The organism is Calditerrivibrio sp. (assembly GCF_049968475.1).
Lineage (GTDB): Bacteria > Chrysiogenota > Deferribacteres > Deferribacterales > Calditerrivibrionaceae > Calditerrivibrio > Calditerrivibrio nitroreducens_A.
The window spans coordinates 1-23,299 of the sequence record NZ_JBMFQS010000002.1; the positions used below are offsets into that span (position 1 = coordinate 1).

The 23,299-nt window shown below is 31.2% G+C and carries 16 protein-coding genes; 6 read left to right on the forward strand and 10 right to left on the reverse strand.

Annotated features, from left to right (window positions below; all coding sequences use genetic code 11):
- The coding region (locus ACP5Q2_RS02685; protein WP_428096969.1) for a PAS domain-containing protein at positions 1–227 on the forward strand (227 nt) is incomplete at its 5' end.
- Between the two features lie 17 nt (positions 228–244).
- Here the strand turns inward: ACP5Q2_RS02685 and ACP5Q2_RS02690 are convergent.
- The 9 genes from ACP5Q2_RS02690 to ACP5Q2_RS02730 all read right to left on the reverse strand — a co-directional run bounded on the left by ACP5Q2_RS02690 (position 245) and on the right by ACP5Q2_RS02730 (position 14,658).
- Entirely contained in the window at positions 245–3,442 is a 3,198-nt protein-coding gene (locus tag ACP5Q2_RS02690; protein ID WP_428096972.1) for a tetratricopeptide repeat protein, read from the reverse strand.
- Positions 3,432–4,280: a tetratricopeptide repeat protein gene (locus ACP5Q2_RS02695; protein WP_428096974.1), complete on the reverse strand. Its 849-nt coding sequence runs from the start codon at positions 4,278–4,280 to the stop codon at positions 3,432–3,434. Before ACP5Q2_RS02695 ends, ACP5Q2_RS02690 begins: the two co-directional genes overlap by 11 nt.
- A 97-nt stretch (positions 4,281–4,377) precedes the next feature.
- The gene (locus ACP5Q2_RS02700) at positions 4,378–7,110 is read right to left on the reverse strand and encodes an endo alpha-1,4 polygalactosaminidase (protein ID WP_428096977.1); all 2,733 of its coding nucleotides are present in this window, start codon (positions 7,108–7,110) and stop codon (positions 4,378–4,380) included.
- Positions 7,073–8,452: an exopolysaccharide Pel transporter PelG gene (gene pelG / locus ACP5Q2_RS02705; protein ID WP_428096981.1), complete on the reverse strand. Its 1,380-nt coding sequence runs from the start codon at positions 8,450–8,452 to the stop codon at positions 7,073–7,075. The genes ACP5Q2_RS02700 and pelG overlap by 38 nt, the downstream gene beginning before the upstream one ends.
- The gene (gene pelF, locus ACP5Q2_RS02710; RefSeq protein ID WP_428096984.1) at positions 8,433–9,950 is read right to left on the reverse strand and encodes a GT4 family glycosyltransferase PelF; all 1,518 of its coding nucleotides are present in this window, start codon (positions 9,948–9,950) and stop codon (positions 8,433–8,435) included. The genes pelG and pelF overlap by 20 nt, the downstream gene beginning before the upstream one ends.
- Entirely contained in the window at positions 9,947–10,819 is an 873-nt protein-coding gene (locus tag ACP5Q2_RS02715) for a tetratricopeptide repeat protein (protein WP_428096987.1), read from the reverse strand. Before ACP5Q2_RS02715 ends, pelF begins: the two co-directional genes overlap by 4 nt.
- A gap of 91 nt (positions 10,820–10,910) precedes the next feature.
- Entirely contained in the window at positions 10,911–12,170 is a 1,260-nt protein-coding gene (locus tag ACP5Q2_RS02720; RefSeq protein WP_428096989.1) for a PelD GGDEF domain-containing protein, read from the reverse strand.
- Entirely contained in the window at positions 12,167–12,664 is a 498-nt protein-coding gene (locus ACP5Q2_RS02725; RefSeq protein WP_428096992.1) for a hypothetical protein, read from the reverse strand. Before ACP5Q2_RS02725 ends, ACP5Q2_RS02720 begins: the two co-directional genes overlap by 4 nt.
- A gap of 11 nt (positions 12,665–12,675) precedes the next feature.
- Complete coding sequence (locus ACP5Q2_RS02730; RefSeq protein ID WP_428096994.1) at positions 12,676–14,658, reverse strand: P-loop NTPase; 1,983 nt, start codon at positions 14,656–14,658, stop codon at positions 12,676–12,678.
- Between the two features lie 86 nt (positions 14,659–14,744).
- Between ACP5Q2_RS02730 and ACP5Q2_RS02735 the strand changes: the two genes are divergently transcribed.
- Genes ACP5Q2_RS02735 through ACP5Q2_RS02745 form a run of 3 tightly spaced genes read left to right on the forward strand, consistent with a single transcriptional unit; the run spans position 14,745 to position 18,326 of the window.
- Positions 14,745–16,445: a thioredoxin domain-containing protein gene (locus tag ACP5Q2_RS02735; protein WP_428096997.1), complete on the forward strand. Its 1,701-nt coding sequence runs from the start codon at positions 14,745–14,747 to the stop codon at positions 16,443–16,445.
- Between the two features lie 9 nt (positions 16,446–16,454).
- Positions 16,455–17,027, forward strand: a complete 573-nt coding sequence (locus ACP5Q2_RS02740) for a c-type cytochrome (protein WP_428096999.1) — start codon at positions 16,455–16,457, stop codon at positions 17,025–17,027.
- Positions 17,028–17,036: 9 nt separating this feature from the next.
- Positions 17,037–18,326 carry an FCSD flavin-binding domain-containing protein gene (locus ACP5Q2_RS02745; RefSeq protein WP_428097002.1) on the forward strand — a complete coding sequence of 430 codons (1,290 nt, stop codon included), beginning with the start codon at positions 17,037–17,039 and terminating at the stop codon, positions 18,324–18,326.
- 32 nt (positions 18,327–18,358) lie between these two features.
- Here ACP5Q2_RS02745 and ACP5Q2_RS02750 read toward each other — a convergent pair whose 3' ends face one another.
- The gene (locus tag ACP5Q2_RS02750; RefSeq protein WP_424605702.1) at positions 18,359–19,144 is read right to left on the reverse strand and encodes an IclR family transcriptional regulator; all 786 of its coding nucleotides are present in this window, start codon (positions 19,142–19,144) and stop codon (positions 18,359–18,361) included.
- Between the two features lie 269 nt (positions 19,145–19,413).
- Between ACP5Q2_RS02750 and speA the strand changes: the two genes are divergently transcribed.
- Entirely contained in the window at positions 19,414–21,261 is a 1,848-nt protein-coding gene (gene speA / locus ACP5Q2_RS02755) for a biosynthetic arginine decarboxylase (RefSeq protein WP_428097005.1), read from the forward strand.
- Positions 21,254–23,287: an ATP-dependent helicase gene (locus tag ACP5Q2_RS02760; RefSeq protein ID WP_424605700.1), complete on the forward strand. Its 2,034-nt coding sequence runs from the start codon at positions 21,254–21,256 to the stop codon at positions 23,285–23,287. The genes speA and ACP5Q2_RS02760 overlap by 8 nt, the downstream gene beginning before the upstream one ends.
- Positions 23,288–23,299 lie beyond the last annotated feature (12 nt).

Below are 23,299 nucleotides of genomic sequence, written 5' to 3' on the forward strand. Positions count from 1 at the left end.
GTCATCCTCATGAAAGTGTGGAGGTGGTAAATAAAATAATCGAAAGCTTTAAAAAGGGTGAAAAAAATCATGCCTTTTTCTGGATACCTTATAAAAATAAATTCCTCTTTATCCAATATTATGCAGTAGTAAACGAAAAGGGTGAATATAAAGGTATTGTGGAGGTTACCCAGGATATTTCGGAAATACAGAAGATTACTGGGGTAAAAAGGCTCCTTGATTGGTGAGTAGATATTTATTATATTTAGAAAAATAACCTATAGATAAGATCTAACGATTTTGTAACATCCGCATTATTTTTACTATTTGTTGATAAGTTTAATTTTATACTTAGATGATCCTGGTTGAATATATGCCCCCCCAATCCGAGGCTAAAGTTATAGTTTAAGTTTGATTTTGAGTTGTAGGAGATACCCGATAATGCAAACGGCCTTATTACTCTTGTATAGCCATATACATTACTTTCACCAACTGAGAGACTTGTCCCTAATTCTGTAAATGTTTCTGGAAGAAATCGTGGATTTTCATATGGAGATAGCTTTAAAATTGAGGAATTATTGCTTATGCTGGATTCACTGTATTCTCCATATGATACAAAATTTTTCCAAAGAATATCCGGGTAACCTTCCCTCAGTTTAAAATCGTATTCTCCATAAATATTGTTGGATGTACCGAGAAATTTATTATCCTGTGAATAAAATTTGTTATACGAATAAGATCCTGAAATTAAATGTTTATTTGTAATATTATGTCTTATTTGAATTAAGATTTCATTTTTCATCCCTCCTAATAATAGAAAGCTATTCTCTTCCATGTTTTTGTGGTAATTGAAATTAGCATTGACTGTAGTGTTGTTTTTTATATAGTAATCAAAACCTGCTCCAAAGTTATTGTAATATTCCAATCCATCATTAAATCCAAATGATATATTAAAATTTGAAATATTATTTATTTCCTTGCTGAGTTTTAAATTAAAACTATTAACATTACTGGGTAGGTTTTTGATTTTAGTATCACTCCTAGAAGATGGTTTAAGGTTTGAAAATTCTAAATTTGAATAAAACCCTTTATATAAATGGTTTTTAAGATAGATTTTGTTTCTGAAGAATCTTATATCTGAATTTGAACCAAGACTATTTTCATATGTGAATATATCTGAATATTGGTTTGTCAAATCTCTGAATTGCTTATAAAGATCTGAATCTTCCGATCTCTGCTCGGAAAGAATTGGAGCATTAAAAGGGTAATTTTCATCTAAGCTGTCAAACGCAATTTGATTTGCTATTTTTTTATCTCCTACTATATTAGCCGATTCCACACTATCTCTATTTGGCAGAGAATCCAGATTTTTGTATAGGATGTCATAAATTTCTATTTGATCATAACTGTTCAAAGCTACGTTTAGATCGATCCATGGTTGTGAGTAGGAGTATTTTCTTTTCAAGTATGCAGTATACTCCTGCTGGTTGTTTTTTAATGTGTAAAGTAATAATAATTCAGAACGATCCTGAGGATTCAGAAATGTTGAATATTTTTGTAACAGTGATAAAAATTCTTCCCCTGATTTGTAATGTAAGGTAAATTTTAACAAACTTATAATTTTATCCTTATCTTTTAGACTATCTGTGTTAATATTTAATTCATGGTTGAATTTGACAAAAGCTTTATATCTTATATTGTTTGCCTCTTCATCTTTTCCAGAAGCTTGTAAAATATCTGCATAAAGCAAAAGTAACTTAGGGGATTCCCCTTTGAATTTAAAATATTTTTTAAGATAATAAAGTGAGATTTTGTATTTTTGTACAGATGAAAAATATGAGGCATACGCTAAATTCAATGATGGGATTTTATTTGTTAATTCGCTCCAGTTAGATATATATTTTGACACTTCAGAATCTTTTGAATCTATCAAAAACCAGATAAATGATTCTTTAATATAGTTGGAATCTATTCTAGCAAGCAACGTTTTGTATAACATCTTGACATTTTTATAGTTATTTACTGATAGATAATAATTTATTGATAGCAGCATAAAAGGGGTATAATCTGACAATCTATTTAGATTTTTTTCAATAAAATCTTCTGCTTCTTTATTTTTTTTACTTTTGATCAATAAGTCTAAGTATCGGTAGGCATGATAGTTCTTATTGAATTTTAACCATGCATCCATTAGAATTTGCTCTTTTAGATCTGCTTCATCTGCATAATCCGCAATTCTTTCATAGTCCACTTCAGTTGCAGAACCTGTTTTATATAGTTTTAAAGATGCCAAAAGGGCGGTATTTTTATCATTTAGAAATTGGGCTATATCACTTAGTTGACGCCAAAAATCTGTGTCATTGTCCGGTATGTTTGGCATTGTAGTTTTTAGTATATTGAGTGATTTGTCGTATTCTTTTTTTATAAAGTATAGATTAGAGCCTATCTGTGCAATTTCAGAATCCAATGGATAGGATTGTTTGATGTAATTTTCTAATATATCTATACTATTATCAAGGTTTTTTAGATTGTAATTGATGCGCAGTAGATGTTTTGTTAATGTGATTTTTATATTTAGAGGTGCTCTTTGATATAATTTCTTGATAAATTTTACTGTATCATCTAAATCACCAAGTAACTCCGTTGAAATGTATATATATTCGTTTAACTTTTCGTAGTTACCGTTTTCAATCTCATCTTTTAATAGTTTTACAATGGTATAGTAATCACCAGTTACCACTGACAGGCTATACAGATTTTTGTAAAAGTCCCTGCTTAGATTCTTTTTATTTTTTAATAAGTACAGCATACTGGTGTGGGCATCATCCAATTCTCCATTCCAGTAAGCTATCTTTATCATCTGTTCATGCCAGTAAATACTATCAGGGAAAATATTGAGGGCATATTTGGTTATTTTGTAGGCATTTTTTATATCGTTTGACTGTAAAAATATGGATAGGGATATTTTTAATAGTTCTTCATCGATTTTGGTCGAGCTATTTTTGAAATCTATATTTTTGGATACCTTTTTATTTGTTGTAGTTTTAATGATCTCATTGTCTGGTGCTTTGTTATTTTTGTTACCTATTGTGTTGTTATCCTTTCTTTCTATATCCACTACTATTCTGTCAGGTTGATTGAGTTTAAAAATTTTTTCTTGATCATCATTTATTTTTATGGTTAATATTAATTTTCTATCTTTTGTGTTTACTATTTTTAAGTTTCTTATCTTTGGTATTTTTAAAGATTTCTCCATTACTGTGTTATTTATTAAAATTGTTAGGACACCATTTTTTGTATTCTTTGTGAATTCGTTTAATCTGCTTAAATCGAGTACAATTCTTGTGTAATTATCATATTCATTATATCTGATATTTTTTAAGTAGGATACTTTTGCTGCATATGAATATTCTGTTATTAGAATAATCAAGAATATCAGATAAATCTTTAATTTATCTACCATTATTTCCATCACCCAAAATTTTTAATGCAAAATTTTTAGCGTAATCGAGCTTGCCTAAGGATAGATATAGCTTTAACAACATCTTTTTATCATTATTGTCTTTCATAAACAGCGCTTCATGTTCTTTTAAAACTGTTGCTGCTGTTTCATATTTTTTCTGCCATTGATAGATAGTAACTAATTTTAAAACGTATATTTTTTTATCATTATCATCTATATTTTTTAATAGATCCAGATAGATTTGGGCTGCATTATCAAGATCCTGAAATGAGAGATAATATTCAGCCAATTTCTCTTTTAAAGATTGATTTTCTGGGAATAATTTTATAGCTAAATTATAATATTCAGCTATTGAGGCTCTATCTGAGGTTGCAAGAGCCTGTTTGTAATACTCCTGTAACCATTTCTTGGCTTTTACTGTATCTTTTTGATTATAATAGTTTGAATATAGCTGTTTAGCAAATTTGATAGCTATATGTGGAAGCCCAAAAGCCAGGTAATCACCATATAATTGCTCTAATTTATCATTATCAATTCTAAACAATTGGATCAGTTTTTCCTGTAAATTCAAAAGTTCATCTTTTAACTCTATTTTTAATGTACTGAGATATTCATTTTTTAAAAAAGAATATTTTAGGTATATTGATTTGTTCTGTATATTTTTATCAGGGAATTTTTCCATCTCAATTATAAGTTCATATGCTCGTTTCTTATCCTCTTTTTTTAGATACATAGATAACAATTTTTCCCAGTTTTCAATATCATATGGGTATGCAATTCGTATCTGATTTAAGTATATTATTGCTAAATCTATATTCTTATTTTCTTTTAGAGCCATATCTCGAACTTTAACACCAGGAAATAGCAGATAAAAAACAAATGAAAATATGAAAAAGATGGAAACAATTTGGATATAAGATATAAATGGCTTACCTTTAGGAACAGTTGATGACAAATTCCACCTCTTTATCGTTAAATTTAAAACTAACTTCATCTTTATCGGTGATCGTTTTTATAAATTTTTTATCCGACTCTATCTTACATCTATTCATTTTTTTCAAAATAACCTCAATAGGTTGATATCCCTTTATAAATATTTTGGTGAGCTTATTATACTCTTTTTTTCGTACTACCACACCATTTGTTTCTTTTATGTATGGTTTATCTGGAGTATAATTATTAAGTTTCAGACGAAATTTATCTTGATCTGTTAGGTGTATGTAAAGCATATCATTGTGCATATTGAAACCTAATATGTCTTTGTTTATTTCTGGATAAAGATTAAAATTTGCCGGGATTTTTAATGTTCTTAAATTCCCATTTGTTTTTATTATCCATGATTCATCAGTTAAATCTTTACCTAGGACTGTTTCGTAAAAATCCAGTGCTCTTAAAATGTAATCGGAGGCAAACATTGCTGTGATCTTTTGTGAAACTGCATAATCATAAACCTCTTTTAGGGATTTAAAAGAAGATATTTTGCTTCCTGAATAGAAGTGGTAGTATACATTCATAGGTTTTATACGTCTTGGGGCATCTGTAAGTTTAAATGTTTGAATAACATTTTTATATTTATAAAACCCGCTACGCCATAAATTGGTGTAAACATTTTCATTCTGGTTAGGAGCATATATCTGGTATAATTCCCCTTTTTTTATACCAATGGGATAGTTTTTGCCTAAATACGGCTCCATATCCGTCATGGTTGAACCACCACCATTTAAATTTAGTAAGCCGTTTTCATAAGTTAATTTTACAGCTTCTTCCGACGGATTACAATCACCAGTCCATAGAAAGACTTTCGTTTTTTTGTTGTCGGGGGCAAGATTTTTATTGATATATTTTGTTGAACCTATTATTTCTCTTTTTAAATCAAAGCTATAATCTTTAATTTGAAGATTATAAGCCTGAGTATTTTCTTTAATTTCAATATCTCTCCATTTCAATGGATGCGAGAAGGAGTGGGTTGCAATTTCAACGTTGTCAAGTTTGAATATCGACCTGGCTATCTCTTCTAGTTTTGGAGATTCTTTCGGATATATCCCATAAGGGGCAATCTCCGCTTCTATTATGGATACCGTAAATGGTAGGTCATATTTTTTAAATATTTCATCCCTTATAATTTCACTTGCATATCTTTTTTTATCGTATACGGCTATTTCTTTGAAACCATCCCCATCTAAATGGCTGAAAAATATTCTTCTACCATTTTCAGTTGTTACGTCAGGAGCTGGTATTACAGGTAGTCTTAGCCCTTTGTGTAATAATGAAAATGGGTTTACGATCCATAATTCATCAGTTATGGACACAATAGTTGATTCGCTCAAAGTATAACCACCCCATCTGGTAATTGCAATTGGCATATGTTTCTGTTTTTTAGAATTTTCAAGTACAAGCAATGGTTCCCCATCTGTTTCATAAAGATATTGTGTATAAAAGGGGTTAATATTTGCTTCAAAATTCACATCTTCGGATTTATCAACAATTTTAAGTACACTTTGGGGGTCATCTTTATTTTCAGAAATCTTTAGCCCTATCTTTTTTATTCTGTCATCAGTGAGATTAAACCCAAAGAAATTGATAAATAAAACAGGCAAACCATAATCTAACACCTTTTCAATCCAATTATAAAAATTACTTTCATATTTAAATAAGTCAGTTTCTGGCCATACCACAACACCAGCATATTGATCCAGATCAGTTGGAAGAGTGGTTTTGTCAGGATTGATATGTTCTATGAAGTATCCTAGATATTCTAAGGGAACGGGTAATAGTCTGGTGGCATTTACTTTCGAATAGTCTTTTGATGCTTCATCATTATAGATCGTTATGATTTTTCGGGGATAATACTCGCATTTTGATATCCCAAAAGATTCCAGATTTATGTCTGAGACAAAAGGTATGAAGCCGGATTCTAAGATTTTTTTAGCAATAACCCTTTTCGATTCTCTGTTGTTTTTTTCTGCATAATCTATTACAATTACCTCAATACCGTAAGACTTTATTTGATTTAATCTATTTTTCAACCATTCAGTTCCTTCTTTAGTTTGTTTTGTATATTTTTTATTTGTAAAGTCATAGTCTGTGAAAAGTCCTTCAGCCACAACAGCATCGATTACCCCTTTAAAGTTTTCGTCAATAAACTCGAATCCTCTATTTGCAATAATTAATAAATTAGGGTATTTTTTTCTGATTTTTTTAATGAAGGACGATAGTGATTTTTCAAAATCTATGTTATTCTTAGTTTTTAAAAATTGATAGCTATCCAATGTATCCAGAAAAATTCCAGAAAATCCCTCTTTTGATATATTGTCTATGATATCTAACAAAAAATTTTGATAATTCTCATTTCTGACGTCTACTATTTCAGTGTTCCAGTTTTTATTTACACCCAAAATCCATTTTTTATCGATTTTGTTGTAATATTTTCTATAATTTTCTACTTCCCCTACAGATAGATATGCAATAAATTTTTTATTCACCTGTTTTATGTTGTCAGGATCTACAACAATATAATCATAAAATTTTACCATCTCCTTTGATGGTTCTTTTTTGTAATAAAAGGCTATTCCACAACCATTTAATTCAAAATTTTTAGCTTTAAGTTCTACCGTACCCAACAAGATTATACTAATTAATAAGACAATAGGTTTCATATTCCAGTTCATCAATACTCCTTTTTAATAATATTAGAGAAAAAGTAAAAGATATCAAGGAAGATAATCCAAATCCATAACCGTAATACATAAAGCCCATTTTAATGCTTAGTTGACTCAATATTATGTTTGTTAATAAAAAAATTATTGTTACCCATAGACTTTCCTTTCTTCTATTCATGTAGTAAAGAATCGATAATACTACCATCAGACAGAGTTGAAGCTGAACGGCCACGAGGTCTATAAAAAATAGAGGTGTGTAAGTTATTGGGAGATTTAAAAATCCAAATATTTTATCAGAGAATATATAAAGCAAAATATTGAAGATCCCCTGAACTATAATTGTTTCTTTTATTGCCATTTTTATTACTTCGTTTATCTCATCTTTGTATTTAATAATCTGTTCATAGGTACCATCCGTTCTTATCGCATCGAATAGTATATCATATTTTTCAGCAAAATCTGCTTCAAGTCTGTAGAAAAAAATAGCAGTGCCGGGGATTATTGAAAGATATGCCAGAAATATAGGTAAATCATAAAGGACTGATGCCCTCAGCAAGCCTATTACATTATTACTCGTTTCTTTATTAAACCAAAATACAAATTTGTCTGCCCAGATAGCTAAATTATAAAATAGCCCTGAAAAAGCTATACTCCAATAAAATATATGCTTTTTGTTTGTAATAAAATCGAATTCAAGAAATCTGTTGGATTTGTAATTTTTTAAAATTAAAGAGAACATGGCAAAAAATATAAAAGAGTTTCCGATAAAGAAAGAAGCAATATACCCTTCTAATCCTATTTCTCTGGTGAATATTGATAAAATTAAAATGATTAGATATCCTAAAAAGAAATAAAATGTTATTTTCTTGTATTCTTTTAAACCCAACAGTAAACTGTTTGATATCCAAATACAGCTTAAAACAATAAAGGATGAAACAAAAGTGACTCTAAATAAGTTTGAAACCTCCGGGAACAGATAAACAGATAAAGTTACTGTAAATATTAAACCCAAAACAATAGTAATACTTAAAACTCCCAGATAGTTTGGTAAGATTCTGTAATAATCCTTTTCAAAAAGTTTATCTGAGATGTATCTTGTGAAAGAGAGTTGAAAAAAACCAGAATAAATTAAACTAAATGCAACAAGATAGGTAATAACTACCTGGAATTGTATGATAGTTTTGTAATTATTTGTTAGTTTTATATTGACTATCCCTATAACAATTATGCTTAATATGGATATAATCCATGACCCTGCTGACAATACAGCAGAATATCCATACACCTTAAATATTGAAATAAGGCTGTCCTCTTTTAAAATCTTCCTTAATTCAAATCCTATTCCAGCCATAAGCCATCATTTCAGAGTATATCCTTCTGTAACTATCATAAAATAATTTCTGGGAATAATATCTATTTACTCTTTTTAATGCTACATTACTGAAATTATTCCATTTTTCTTCATCTAATAATAATTTTTCATATGCATCAGCAAGTTCAGAAGGGTTTGCAATCTTAGTAATGACGCCTGCATGGCCTAATTTGATGTCTTCGTTATCCATGCCACCATAGATCAGTTCCCTACAGGAACCCACATCAGTAGCAACCACCGGGACTCCGGCAGCAAAAGCTTCGAGTATTACAAGTGGCATACCTTCACTTATCGAAGTAAGAGTTAAAATTTTTGTTTTTGATAGAATATCATCCACTTTTTGAAAACCGAGAAATTTTACTGTATTTTCAAGTGACAGGGTTTTCACCATATCCTTACATTCTTTGACATATTCAGGATCTTCATCTTCTGGACCTACGATCCAAGCTTCTACATCAGTTATTTTGTTTGATAAAATTCTGATGCTTCGGATAAATGTTTTGATATCTTTGATTTGTACCACTCTACCTATCAGAGTTATTATATTTTTTTCTCTTTTAATGTTAGATATTTTTTTTAATCTATCCACATCAACACCATTTGGAATTACTTCAGTTTTTATCTTATCTGCGCCATATTCTATCTGCACGTTTCTTGCTCCGTTGAAAAGTGAAATAATCTTATCTGCTGCATGGTACGTAAAATAACTCAAACCCTCAAAAAAATTTATCCATACTGTTTTCAAATAGTTTTCTTCTGTAACTTCTCTTAATAATAGAGGTTTATGATACTTAATCCATTCAGCCGTAAGAAGATCTATCTTTCTTTCCCGTGTATAAATGCCATGTTCTGTCAGTATAAAAGGATTGTTGTAAGTATATTTTAGTATTGATCCTAAAAAACCAGCATACCCGGTTGATGGGCTATGGAATAGTTTTACTTTTGGTAGTTTTGTTCCGATTTTTGTTAATTTCCATATTGCAGCATGAGAATTTCTTATGGTCCAGATATAGTCAATGAAAGGGATATCATTCGCTTTTAGTGAATACATCTCTACCATTCTGTTGAAAAATATTTTACTGTAAAGAAATTTTTCTTCAGTAATATCTTTAATATAGAAATCGACCGTTTTTGCTTTATCTGGTAAAGTTCCTTTATGGTTTATTAGCCATTGATGAAGTTCATTGACGATTTTTAAATCATTTTTATTTCCTCTTATTTTTTTTGGTTCTGGATATGATGTAGTATCAAAGATGAAGGATTTATCGAAAAAGACTAAATTGTTTGGTATCTCATATGCCGAATCCCCATAATCTTCAGGTCTACTACCAATAAATATAATTCCAAAAGTAAATTCTTCAAGACCAGTAATGAGCTGATAGATCCAGGTAGACACTCCACCTTTTATATATGGAAAAGTACCTTCGGCTATGATCATGATGTCAATTTCTTCAGATTTTTTAAATGGATCCATCATCCCATCCACATATTTATTACTGTTTGCAATTTTGGGTCTAACCTTTGCATAAGGGCGATCTTATTGATTATTTCTTTTGTTCTTAAATAATCTCTTTTATAAAAATATAATTCTGCTAAATATGGATAAATTTTCTCTTCCTGATAACCATTCTGTAAAGCCATATTTAAATATTTTTCTGCATCATTTAAGTTATTTTGGAATAAACTCAATTTTCCTTTGATAAAAATAATTTCAGGATCAGATGGATTTAAACTAATGCTGATATTTGTATAGTGTTCTATCATGCTGTAGACGTATTTCTCTAATTCTTTGTCTGAGAGACCGTAATAAACTAAATCCCAATATCCAATGGCTATATCTTTTGCTAATTGAGACTTGAGATTATTATCTGTGGCTTTTTCAAAATCTTCTATTTTATTTTTTATTATATTGTTTATTTTTGATGTGAATTTGTTGATAATACTGAAACTTGTTAATCTAATTTCATCATTTTCGTCGCCTATTCCATTCTGGACTACAGATAAAGTTTCCTTTGTTTTGATGGTAGATATTATAGATAATAGCTTGATCTTGTAGTTTTTAGGACCTATTATTGATCTGGCAGCAGATTCTCCAAATACCCTCTTGATCTTTGGAAATTCGGAAAATGACCTATGAGATACGTTTTCTATTGGAACAAATTTATAATCCTCCTGTTTTCTAAGAATTATCGTGTAAATAATAATTGAAGCGATAAAACCTATTATAAAGGTTGAAAATATGATAAGAAAAGTTAATATTAATGGTTGTTTTTTATCTTTTTTGTAATCTTTGGGTAAAAAAACTATCAAAAAGTTAGATAGCAATAAGCTTGCAATTGCATGCATAAGATAGAACAAGAGATATCCATACAGTGTATTCTGAATTAGAAAAATTACCCCAATGCTTTCAGTAGTAACCGAAAAATATATTAATTTGTTATGCATAGTCTCTTATTACACTGATATCTTTGTCATAATCTGAGAATGGTATAATCCTTTCCTCTATTATATTAGTATCAATTTTAAGTTTTCGCTGTAATAGATTATTAATTCTTAACTGGAAAGATTTAGCACCATAATAAGAAATCATTGGTAACAAAACCACAATGGCTTGTTGGAGATTTGTTGATAAATCTACTGCCCTTATATTATCTTTGATAAAAAGAAAAAACTCTTCTTTGGAAATATTTAGTTCTTTATCGTATTTGAAGATCACATATGTGCTGTCTATTTTAAATCTGTTTTTAAGATGATAAAGCCTCAGAATTTCATAGTTAAATTCAGGTTCAAATATCAATAGTTCTGTAGCCAGATTAAGTTGTTGTAAAATCTTGTTTTGGGTTATATAATCTGCGTAAATTGACATTATAATTGAAATTGTAAGCATATTTTCTCTATTGTATGAAAGAAATTGAATATCTTTTATAATAAATACGGCAACAATAGTATCTTCGCAATTTAATGCAGGAATTACTGCAATATATTCATAATTTTTGATGTTTTCAAATTCTTCAGATAAAAAAACAGAATCCTTATCTTCAAGGGCTTTATTCAGCATAACGTTAAATCTATTTATCTCAAACGGATCACCTATAAATGCTTTTGGGATATATTTATCACCATCAATTAAGAAAAAACCTCCAGATTTTACTCCAAAATTTTTAGCTATGAGATTTGAAAGTTTTGCAATCGCTTCCTCTTCATCCCATATTGACATATCCCTGATGTCAAGTAAAATTGATCTGAGACTTACAGGTTTTAAAAGAAAGCTTTTTTCCAATTGATCGTGTGATAATTTTAATAGATAGAATGAGTTTCTTAATTGATTGAATTTTGAAAGTAAATAGTTTTTTTCTTCATTTAATTTTCTTATCGTTCTTCTATAGTAAAAATGAAATTCTCCACAAATTAACGTAGTAATGAGGTTTTCCGCAAATGATTGAAATGGGAATGGTTTATAATATATATACATTACTGTGGTGAATATTACTATAAAAATCAATCCTACGTAAAGCCCGTAGAATAACGTGATGGTTAAAATAAGAATCAAGAGGAAGTTTATCTTAGAAGAGATTAATAGAGGATCTGTCCTGTTGTATAGAAAACCTATCGATAGAAAGATAAGGCTAAAAACAACTATTTCAAATAGTACAGAAAGTATTGCTATATCTGAATTTTGTTTCTTTAAGATATTCATTTCATATTGATAATATCATTTATCAATTTTTGTGCGATGGTTGTTATAGATTCATGACCCCAACCGGATTTTGCTCCAACTCCAGTCCACACCACTACCCCTTTATCAATATCATAAATTGATATTGTTAGTCCAACAGCTGGTTCACCATCGATGCCGGTTTTATATCGCCATTCATTAACTTCGCCGAAAACTAAAAGAGTAGCATCTGATTTTTTTGCCGTTTGCTTAATCTTTTCAAAATCGTATTTTTCTTCAGAGATTGAAGATTCTGAAGCATTTACAATATTAAAACCTTTTGCTAAAAGTAGTGATTTGGTAATATTAGAAGCCCTTTCTCCGGCAAGATAGGTTTCCGTGTTATTTTTAAAATTAGCTACATAAAATTTTTCATTTTTGTTTAAATTAAAATTAGAGCTATTAGATACCGTAGAACAACCATATAACAAAACCGCAATATAGATAAATAGGATAAAAAATGAAAATCTTTTCATAAAACCTCCATTTATTTTTTATTAGCTAAAAATTCAGCATCAACCATCAATTTATTTATAGTTTCAGAAATTGTTGGTTCGATATAATCGTTGTATTCATACAGTGTAAATTCACCAGAGTTAGTATTTATCATTTCATAAAATGCATCAACACCTTTCAGATTATTACATTCCGCGTGGATCACATTTCCTTTTCTGAAATAGATTTTCCCTTCTAAGTCCTTTGATGTAATTTCCAATAATGCATTTTTGTTGGATAATGCTGTAAGTTTTATCAATTCTTTTAAATTTACAGTTTCAAGATTACCCGTAAGAGATGTTTTTAGGGATTGTTCGGACTTTTCTCCCAATATTTTTTCATACAAATCTATATATTCTGAGATATATTTTATTAAGATTGGTTTTTTTTCTTGTATTAAGATACCATATTTGTTAGAATCCCTTAAATTTTTTACGACCCCCAAAAGTTCATCTATTTCTTTTCCGCTGGGTAATACGAATTTCAACCTTATTGTTTCCCCAACATGAAGTGGATTATTGGAAAGTAATAATAGACCATTAGTGCTTATATCGAGGACAGTTCCATCATAAGGTGGAAGGTCTCTTACATAAATTTTACATTCCCTATTTATTGGATATCGTTTGTTGTTTCTTAATGAAAACTCTTTATACTGTTTTGGATATGAAATTTTTATGATATCGGTGTATTCTGTGATAAGCTGAAATGCTTTTGTGGAAAATTCAATCAGTTTATCGTCGAACATGTACCTTACCTTACATTCTCCTTTTATTAACATTTCTATAATTGGTGGTGAGGATTCAACGAGGATATATTTACCTAAATCCCAGCCAATTATTTTGGTGGAGAAAAATCTATCTTCATTGTAAACAAATATAAGATCTTTTCCCACCTCAAATGAATTGAAATAGTTTTTTTCTATATTTGGTTTATATTGCTTTCTAGCAAAAATATTAAAGATTTTGTTTAATTGATTAAGCTCTTTTGTGAGATTCTGGATCGATTTTTCTATGTTTACAAGAAAAAATGACTCATTATTGGTGAATTCTACTGTATTCATGTCATTTGAATTTTTATTATTGTGGGCAATAGCTTCATCGGTGGCTTTGGGTACCTCTTTTTGTTCAACTGTATGATTCTTATCGTCTGATACTTCAACTGAGAATATTGTATTGAAAAATTCGTTGAAGTTGATATTGGCTTCATTATTTTTTATAAAAAACTTTGCAAATTCATTGAAAATTCTTGTGGTTACGCCGTTTGGCGAAAGATATATTACTGGGGTTTGTTTATTAACAGCCTCCCTAACTAAAGGTTCTTCCGGCACTGGACCTAATAGAGAAATATCTAAACCTAAAAAATTAGTAACTGCTTCTTTAAATTTTTTGAATATATTCTCCACCTGTGATCTATTTTGGGCTCTATTTATGACCACCTGTACAGGTTTTATTATATTTTTACTTTTTAAAATCTTTAGTAAACTATATGCATCTTTTATAGATGTTACTTCTGGAATTAGCATTAGTACCATTGTGTTAGATATTTCTATAAAACGAGAAACGTCGTTAGATGCTCCGGCTGCACAATCGATTATTAAATATTCTATATCGACTTTAAAATTAGAGATCTTTTTTATCAAATAATTTCTTTCTTTATTTGTAAGGGAGGCCAGTTTTGTAACACCACTACCTGCGGGTATTAGATAAAAATTTGGATATTTCTCAGAGGTAAAAACAATGTCATCGATAAATATTTCATCGGATAATAGGTGCTCCAAAGTATATGTAGGTTTAGAACCCAGTAGTAGGTCTGCATTACCTAAAGATAAATCTGCATCTAAAAGACATGTTTTTTTCCCAAGTCTCGACAGTGTAAGTGCTAAATTTAATGCAAAGTTACTTTTTCCAACACCACCTTTACCACTTGCAACTGATATTATTGAAGTTTTACTTTTATTTTTATTTTTTTCAAACATATTTTAAATTAATATATTTAATCAGTTTGTCAATATAATTTTTTTTACTTGCTTTATTTTTAAAATCATTATATTTATATTTTAAGATGAAAAAAGTCTTAAATAGTTTAAAGGATGAAAACAGTCAGTATCTGCTCCAACATTCCGATAATCCTGTAAAATGGATCAGTTGGGGTAGTTACTTAAAAATCAGGGATTCAATAGATAAGCCACTTTTTATAAGTATCGGTTACTCTTCATGCCACTGGTGTCATGTGATGGCGGATGAGTCATTTTCAGATGAGGGTATAGCGGCTTTTTTAAACGATAATTTTATACCCATCAAGATCGATCGGGAGGAATATCCTGACCTGGATAAAAAGTACCAATTTTTTGCACAGATTACCGGTAGTAAAGGTGGTTGGCCTTTAACTGTTTTTGCAGATCTGGATGGTTCCCCTTTTTATGCAGGAACTTATTTTCCAAAAGATGATGGATACGGGATACCATCTCTTATGAGAATACTCGATTCCATTAGTAATTTATACAAAAATTCTAATGAAAATATAAAAAAAACAACGGAAAACTACCGAAATTTTATTGCAAAATTTTATGACAGTAAAAATTTAGAGTATAGAGAAACAGATTTTAATGCTTTTAAAGACCTTTTTGATTATGAAAATGGGGGACTAAAAGGGAGCACAAAGTTTCCAAATATACCTGTCATGGAGTATCTATTGTATCATATCGATGATAATGATGTTCTGAAATTTTTGGTAAAGACGGCAGATGCATTATGTTTATCAGGTATCTATGACCAGATCGATGGTGGTTTTTTCCGATATACTGTTGATGGTGATTGGAATATCCCGCATTTTGAAAAGATGCTATATGACAATGCACTAAATATATCCTTTCTTTCAAAGCTGTATGAAAAAACTGAAAATGAATTATATTTACTCACTGCCAAAAAAACGGCAGATTTTTGTATAGAATTTTTTGATACGGAGTATGGATTTGGTGCATCTTATGATGCTGATAGTTATGATGAAAATGGAAATAAGAAGGAAGGGTATTTTTATACTTTGACTGAGGAATCTTTTTATGATCTTACCGTTGATGAAGCAAAACTTTTATCGGAGCATTGTTATTTCAATAATAATCATATACGTATCAACAACTCCTTGAGTTTAGATACTTTTAAAAGACTGCAGCCAATATTTTCAAAAATTTCAAACAGGAGATCCAATATAAAGAAAAGACCAAATTTCGATAACAAAGTTATCTTTTCATGGAACTGTCTTATGATTAATGCATTATTGGATTTTTACGAAGTTTCATCAGACGAGTTTTATTTCAACAAGGCTGTGGACAGTTATTTTAAAATATTTCATGCAATGTATACGGGTGATGAAATAAATCGTATATCATATCAGGGTAAACTACTAAAGCATTCAGTATTAGAGGATTATGTATATTTTCTATCAAGTACGAATAAGATTTTTTCCATTACAAAGGATAAAAATTTTCTAAACATTGGAAAGAAAATTTTACTGGATATATTAGAAAAATTTTACAGCAAAAATATTTTATGGTATAATAAAAATAATGATGTGGTGGATATTTTTGATGACGCTACACCTTCTTCTTTCGGTTTATTTTTAAAGGAGAGTGAAATGCTTGGTCGTTATATAGATCTAAATTTAAACTTTGATGAATTCGTAGAATTTGCAAAAAAATTTCATTCAAACTATCCTTTTGCTACACCCTCATTGGCTATTTTTTTAGAAAAAAATTATATAAGTTAAGGAGGAATTATGAAGTTTTTTTACTACTTACTTGCTGTTTTAATTCTCTGCTCTTTTGCTTTTGCTGAGAAAAAAAGTTATGATAGGGATGAAGCCAGAAGAATTTCGAAGGTGTGTGCTGGATGTCATGGGACAAATGGGGCTGCGCCAGGTCATTCTATCCCAACTATTGGTGGCCAACAAAATGAATATCTCTACAAAACAATGCTGGAATTCAGAGACGGGAAAAGAACCGGTACTGTAATGACAAAAATTGCACAGGCCTACACTGACGATAAATCTCAATTGGTGGCTGATTATTTTTACGAGCAGAAATGGGTTAATACAAAAGTGAAGATTGACAAAAAATTGGCTGAAGCAGGTAAAAAATTGTCAAAAGAATGTGCCGATTGTCACGGTAAAACTGGGAAAGGGGAAGGTGTAAATCCAAGAATTGCAGGTCAACACCCTTTTTATCTTGAATTAGCTCTTAAAGAGTACAAAGATGGGAAAAGGGGGGATGTCCCGGAGATGGATCTGATTAAAAATTTTGATGAAAAACAGATTAAAGCACTTGCATCTTATTTTGCAGGTTTGAAATAGGGGGTAATTATGAAAAGAAGAGATTTTATAAAGACTACTACGGCATTAGGGATAGGATTAACTCTCTCAACTAAAACAGTTTTTGCCTCAAATGAAAAGAAAGAGCTATTACCCAAAAAACAAACAAGAGTGGCAATAATTGGTGGTGGTTTTGGTGGAGCAACTACTGCAAAATATTTGAAGATGCTTGATCCAAAACTCGATGTGGTACTTATAGACAAAAGTGATACTTTTTACTCTTGTCCAATGAGTAATCATGTAATAGTGGGGCTTTCAAATATTAAAGAGATTACATTCAAGTATGATATTTTACAAAAAAAGTATGGCGTAAAATTTATCAAAAAAGAGGTAGAGAATATTGATGGAACATCTAAAAAATTATTGTTTAAAGATGGGTTTTTAGCTTATGATATTCTGGTAGTTTCTCCGGGGATTGGCTTTAAGTATGATGAAACTATAGGTTATACAAAAGATGCGGTGGAAGTTTTACCACATGCATGGAAGGCAGGTGAACAGACGCTAAAATTGGCTAACATGTTAAAGGAACTTCCAAAAGGCAGCACTGTACTTCTGAGGGTACCTAAAGCTCCATATAGATGCCCTCCTGGACCTTATGAGAGATCTTGTCTTATCGCTTGGTATCTTAAAACCCATAAACCTGGCAGTAAAATTTTTGTAATCGATTCTAATGATGATGTGGTATCTAAAGGCAAGCTTTTTAAAGCTGCTTTTGCAGAGCTTTACAAGGATATCCTTGAGTATACTCCTGATGTGGAAGTCTTAAACATTGACACCAAAAATAAAGTCCTTAAAACTTCTAAGGGTGATATTAAAGCTGATCTCATTAATTTTATCCCAGATCAAAAAGCCAACGATTCTGCATTTAAATTTGGTTTGATTCCTGAAGGTAAGTTATGGGCACCGGTAGATAGCTGGACGCTGGAATCGACTTTGATAAAAGATGTGTATGTTATTGGAGATAGTGCAAATAGAGGTAGTTTTGGTACTGTACCACACTCTGGATATATTGCAAACTCCATGGGTAAAGTTGTAGCTGAAGCGATTGTGGCAAAATTACAAGGGAAAAATCCACCGAGACCTTTTATGTTGAATACCTGTTACAGTATGGTGAGCAGCGAAGAGGCTATTTGGATTGCTACTGTTTACGAGTATGATGATACAAAAAAACTAACTGTTCAGGTGGGTAAGGCTGGAGGTGTTCCTGAAAAAAGAGGCAAAATAGACAAAGATAATCAATACAGTTGGGCCAATGCTATTTGGGAAGACACATTTATGTAGTTTTGTTAAAGAGGGGGTAGCCCCTCTCTTTTTTATCCTTGAAAACCTAATCTTTTGGATATTTCTCTGGAGTATTTTTTTAAAACTGGTAATATCTCTTTTTCTATTCTATCCATACTCATTCTACAAACAGGACCAGTTACACTGATACCTGCTACAGAAATCCCTTCATAATTTTTTATAGGAACACCAATATTCCTTACTGATTCTTCAAATTCTTCATCATCTAACGCATAGTCATTTTCTGATACTATCTTTAGATGCTTTTTAAGTTCTGGAAGGGATGTAATAGTCTTGTCTGTATATTTTTTCAGCCTTGCCCCCATGTACATTTTGTTGAGCTCTTCTTCTGAAGCATACGCCAGCTGTATTTTACCAATAGCTGTACAGTAAGCAGGTACATCTTTTCCAACCCTGGGGACTATCTTTATGTTTTGATTTGCTTCAACTATATCAAGATAAACAACTACACCATCTTTTAAAATACCAATATAGACAGATTCGTTTATTTCAGAAACAATTTTTTCCATAAAAGGTCTTGCCAATTTTAATAAACCTAATTTATTTAAATATTTCTGTCCCAGATCAAAAATTTCTATCCCCAATCTATAATTTTCTGTTGATTTATTTTGCTCTATATACCCTCTTGCTTCTAATGTGGCAAGTAGTCTAAATACATTGTTTTTGTGTAAACCTAAAATCTTACTAAGCTCTGTAACTCCAAATTCCTCTTTTAAGTCAGCAGTTCTAAAAACTTCAAAAAGTTGTAAGACATGCGCCACAGATTGAACAAGCTTCACTGTATTTTTAGTAACCATATTAACTCCTCAACAAATATTTATATAATTATTAAAACATTTTTTTAAATATAAATCAATAGAAATTTAATATCGCTTTTTATAATAGATTGAAAAATAATTAAACTTCTAATTGAGATAGATATATAAGTTCTTTTATGGACTTAATGTTTGAGTTATTATTCTGATAGAAACGGTATTATTCAAAGATTGATAAAAAAATAATAGACATTTTATTTTTTTGATATAATATCTGAAATTTGCACGATTTATAACTCTGGAGGTTAATTATGTTGGACTATGGTATAAGAATCTGGTCTGATGATGATTTTAAGATAGAAAAAGGTAAGATTGTGGTAAACTACGGCAAGAAACCAGCCATTATAGATATAGTGAAAGATATAAGAGATGAAGGTTACAAGGGACCTTTACTTATAAGATTTCCCCATCTTATTAAGGAACAGATAGATCTTCTTTTTAAAGCTTTTAAAAAATCGATGAAAGAGTATGGCTATCAGGGTGGATTTAATGCATTGTTTCCTTTAAAAGTAAATCAATTTCCAAATTTTGTAATTCCACTTATGGAGATGACAAAGGGGATCCCTTATGGGCTTGAAGCTGGAAGTAAACCGGAACTTATCATCGCTATGGCGTATAACAATCCTGGTTCTCCAATTATGGTAAACGGATTTAAAGATAAGGAGATGATATCGCTTGGATTTATAGCTGCCAAGATGGGGCACGACATTACACTGACAATTGAAGGATTAAATGAGCTCGAAACTATATTAACCGTCGCAAAAGAGATGGGAAAACCTTACCCAAAGATCGGATTGAGAATAAGACTCCACAGTTCTGGAATAGGTATATGGGCTAAAAGTGGAGGTATAAATTCAAAATTTGGGCTTACTTCGTCTGAACTTATCGAAGCTATGAATATGCTAAAAAATAGCAATATGCTTGAGTACTTCACTATGATACATTTTCATATAGGTTCTCAGATAAGTGAAATATCACCACTGAAAAAGGCATTGAGGGAAGCAGGAAATATTCACGCCGAGCTTTATAAAATGGGGGCTCATAATTTAAAATCGATAGATCTTGGGGGTGGTCTTGCGGTGGAGTATGCTCAGCATGATGGGATTTCCCAGAGGCATTATACCCTTGAGGAATATGCCAGTGACGTGGTATTCTTGCTTAAAACTATTGCCCACAATAAGCATGTCCCAGATCCTGATATCTATCTGGAAGCTGGTAGATTCGTGGCTGCCAAGCATGCCGTACTTGTGGCTCCTGTATTGGAGCTATTTTCTCAGGAATATGATCAGAGGGAGCTTCAGTTAAAGCCTAAAAATCCCCCTTTGATAGATGAACTTTACGAATTGTACAATTTAATGAATGAGAAAAATGCCATAGAGTATCTGCATGACAGTTTAGACCATATGGAATCTCTCCTGACCCTTTTTGATCTGGGTTATATAGATCTTTTAGATCGAAGCAATACGGAAATATTGGTTCATCTTATCATTAAAAAGGCCGTTGATCTTCTAAAACACAAAAAATATGACGAAATATTAAACATACAGAATATGATACAGGAAAAATACCTTTTAAATTGCTCATTTTTTCAAAGTTTGCCTGACTATTGGGGGTTGGGGCAGACATTTCCTGTGACTCCTCTTGATAGATTAAACGAAAAGCCCACAAGATCCGCCAGCTTGTGGGATATTACCTGCGATAGTGATGGAGAAATAGCATTTGACATCAGAAAACCTCTTTTCCTTCACGATGTTGATATAAACAAAGAGGAATACTTTCTTGGATTTTTTCTGGTGGGGGCTTACCAGGAGATTTTGGGGATGCAGCACAATCTTTTTACACATCCTACAGAATTTTCTGTGGTATTTGATGATGAAGGTAATTATGAGATTACCAATCTTCTGGAAGCACAGAATATTTTAGATATATTAGATGATCTTGATTACGATATCAAGGATATTGAGAGGAAATTAAAGCAGTATATAGAAGAGTCGGATTATATAAGCGATGACAAGAGAAAAGATGTACTAGGACGCTTATATCTATATTTAAGTGAAAATGCATACTTAAAAACAATTGTAAGTTATAAGGATGAGTAGCTTTTTGTATGAAGACCTAAACCCTATCCAGAAGGATGCAATTTTATACAACGATGGGCCTTTGTTGGTCATTGCTGGTGCTGGGACCGGGAAAACAAGGGTAATTACCTATAAAATTGCCTATTTACTGAAAGAGATCGGTATACCCCCCGAGAATATATTGGCTGTAACATTTACTAACAAAGCAGCTGATGAGATGCTGAGAAGGGTTGTGCATCTTGTTGGTAAATCTGGAAAGGGTATCTGGATAGGAACCTTTCATTCTGTTGCTTTGAGGATGTTGCGAAAAGATGCAGATCTATTGGGTTTACCGTCAAACTTTTCAGTTATAGACCAGGATGACAGGGTGGCTGTAATCAGGGAAATTTTGAAACAGCTCAATATAGATCCAAAAAAGTATCCACCTAAAATGTACCTAAGCCTTATAAGTAACTATAAAAATACGCTAGAATTTGTGGATGAAGTGCCTATTTCTTTTGAAGAATATAAGTTTAATGAAATCTTTAGAATCTATCAGGATACCTTAAAAAAGATGGCCGTAGTTGATTTTGACGATATGATTTCCCTCGTTGTACGATTGTTAAAAAGAAATCCTAACATCAAATATTTTTATCGGCAACTTTTTAGATATCTCCTTGTGGATGAATTTCAGGATACGAATGCCATTCAGATGGAATTTTTGACTAACATTGCTGATAAAGATGGTTTCATAACTGCTGTAGGGGATGATGATCAATCTATCTATGGCTGGAGGGGTGCAGAGATAAAGAATATTTTAAATTTTGAACATTATTTTCCAAATGCCAGAATTATAAAGCTCGTGGATAATTACAGAAGTGGTTTTAGCATACTCGATACTGCCAATAGATTGATATGCAATAATAAATATAGAAGGGGCAAAGATCTTAAACCGTATAAAAATATAAAAGGTGATGTTTTTATACATCGATTTGAAAATGAAATGGAAGAGGCCTTATTTGTATCAAATAAGATTTCAGAACTTTTAGGGAACAATCTGCCCCCTGATGAGATTGCAATATTATACAGGGCAAATGCACAGTCCAGGAATTTTGAGGTGGAATTGAATAGAAAAGGGATCCCTTTTAAAGTCATGGGAGGAATTGGTTTTTATGGTAGAAAAGAGATAAAGGATATCCTTTCTTATCTTAGACTATTTTCAAATCCATACGATATTCAGTCTTTTAAGAGGGCTATTAAGATACCCCATAGGGGAATAGGGGATGCCACCATCGATAAAATATCCCAATTCTCAATCAATAATGGGGTGGATATCTGGACTGCAATTCGGGAGTTTTCGGATGGATTGACTGCAAAAGCAAAAAAATCATTGGAGGATTTTCTCAATATTTTTAATAGTTTTGAAGATCTTTCGGTATCTGAAATGATTAAGCATATTATTGAAGAAGTTGATTATGAGACATTTTTAAGTCAGTATGAGGATCAATTTGAAGTTGAAAAAAGGATGGATAACGTAAATGAATTGGTCAATGCAGCAGTGCAACAAGAAGAACAGGGGAAATTGACATTATCCGATTTCCTTGCAACCACAACCCTCCAAACAAGCATAGACGAAGATACAAGTGGATTTGTGAAGCTTATGACGATTCATTCAGCAAAGGGTCTGGAGTTTGATACCGTATTTCTCACCGGATTGGAGGAAGGGGTATTCCCTCTTTATAGAGCGATGGAGAATGAATGGGAGATGGAGGAGGAGAGAAGACTCTGCTATGTGGGTATAACAAGATCTAAAGAAAGGTTATACATTACTCATGTTGATAGAAGGCTTTTTTATGGTAAAGCTCAGTTTTTAAAACCATCACCATTTATTGATGAAATAAAATCAGCTTTTTCTAGGGATAGTGCAAATGGAAGGGTCTATCACGAAAGGTTTGGGGAAGGAAAGATTTTTAAAATTGAGGGTAGTGGAGATAATGCAAGAGTTACAGTTAATTTTGATAAGTATGGATATAAAACGATTATTGCAAAATTTTTAAAATTTTACTAAAGTTTTAAAAAA

What these genes read in the sequence shown, in the direction of transcription:
- ACP5Q2_RS02690 (WP_428096972.1), bottom strand. Translation starts at nt 3,442, where the DNA reads ATGGTAGATAAATTAAAGATTTATCTGATATTCTTGATTATTCTAATA.
- ACP5Q2_RS02695 (WP_428096974.1), bottom strand. Translation starts at nt 4,280, where the DNA reads ATGGCTCTAAAAGAAAATAAGAATATAGATTTAGCAATAATATACTTA.
- ACP5Q2_RS02700 (WP_428096977.1), bottom strand. Translation starts at nt 7,110, where the DNA reads ATGAACTGGAATATGAAACCTATTGTCTTATTAATTAGTATAATCTTG.
- pelG (WP_428096981.1), bottom strand. Translation starts at nt 8,452, where the DNA reads ATGGCTGGAATAGGATTTGAATTAAGGAAGATTTTAAAAGAGGACAGC.
- pelF (WP_428096984.1), bottom strand. Translation starts at nt 9,950, where the DNA reads ATGATGGATCCATTTAAAAAATCTGAAGAAATTGACATCATGATCATA.
- ACP5Q2_RS02715 (WP_428096987.1), bottom strand. Translation starts at nt 10,819, where the DNA reads ATGCATGCAATTGCAAGCTTATTGCTATCTAACTTTTTGATAGTTTTT.
- ACP5Q2_RS02720 (WP_428096989.1), bottom strand. Translation starts at nt 12,170, where the DNA reads ATGAATATCTTAAAGAAACAAAATTCAGATATAGCAATACTTTCTGTA.
- ACP5Q2_RS02725 (WP_428096992.1), bottom strand. Translation starts at nt 12,664, where the DNA reads ATGAAAAGATTTTCATTTTTTATCCTATTTATCTATATTGCGGTTTTG.
- ACP5Q2_RS02730 (WP_428096994.1), bottom strand. Translation starts at nt 14,658, where the DNA reads ATGTTTGAAAAAAATAAAAATAAAAGTAAAACTTCAATAATATCAGTT.
- ACP5Q2_RS02735 (WP_428096997.1), top strand. Translation starts at nt 14,745, where the DNA reads ATGAAAAAAGTCTTAAATAGTTTAAAGGATGAAAACAGTCAGTATCTG.
- ACP5Q2_RS02740 (WP_428096999.1), top strand. Translation starts at nt 16,455, where the DNA reads ATGAAGTTTTTTTACTACTTACTTGCTGTTTTAATTCTCTGCTCTTTT.
- ACP5Q2_RS02745 (WP_428097002.1), top strand. Translation starts at nt 17,037, where the DNA reads ATGAAAAGAAGAGATTTTATAAAGACTACTACGGCATTAGGGATAGGA.
- ACP5Q2_RS02750 (WP_424605702.1), bottom strand. Translation starts at nt 19,144, where the DNA reads ATGGTTACTAAAAATACAGTGAAGCTTGTTCAATCTGTGGCGCATGTC.
- speA (WP_428097005.1), top strand. Translation starts at nt 19,414, where the DNA reads ATGTTGGACTATGGTATAAGAATCTGGTCTGATGATGATTTTAAGATA.
- ACP5Q2_RS02760 (WP_424605700.1), top strand. Translation starts at nt 21,254, where the DNA reads ATGAGTAGCTTTTTGTATGAAGACCTAAACCCTATCCAGAAGGATGCA.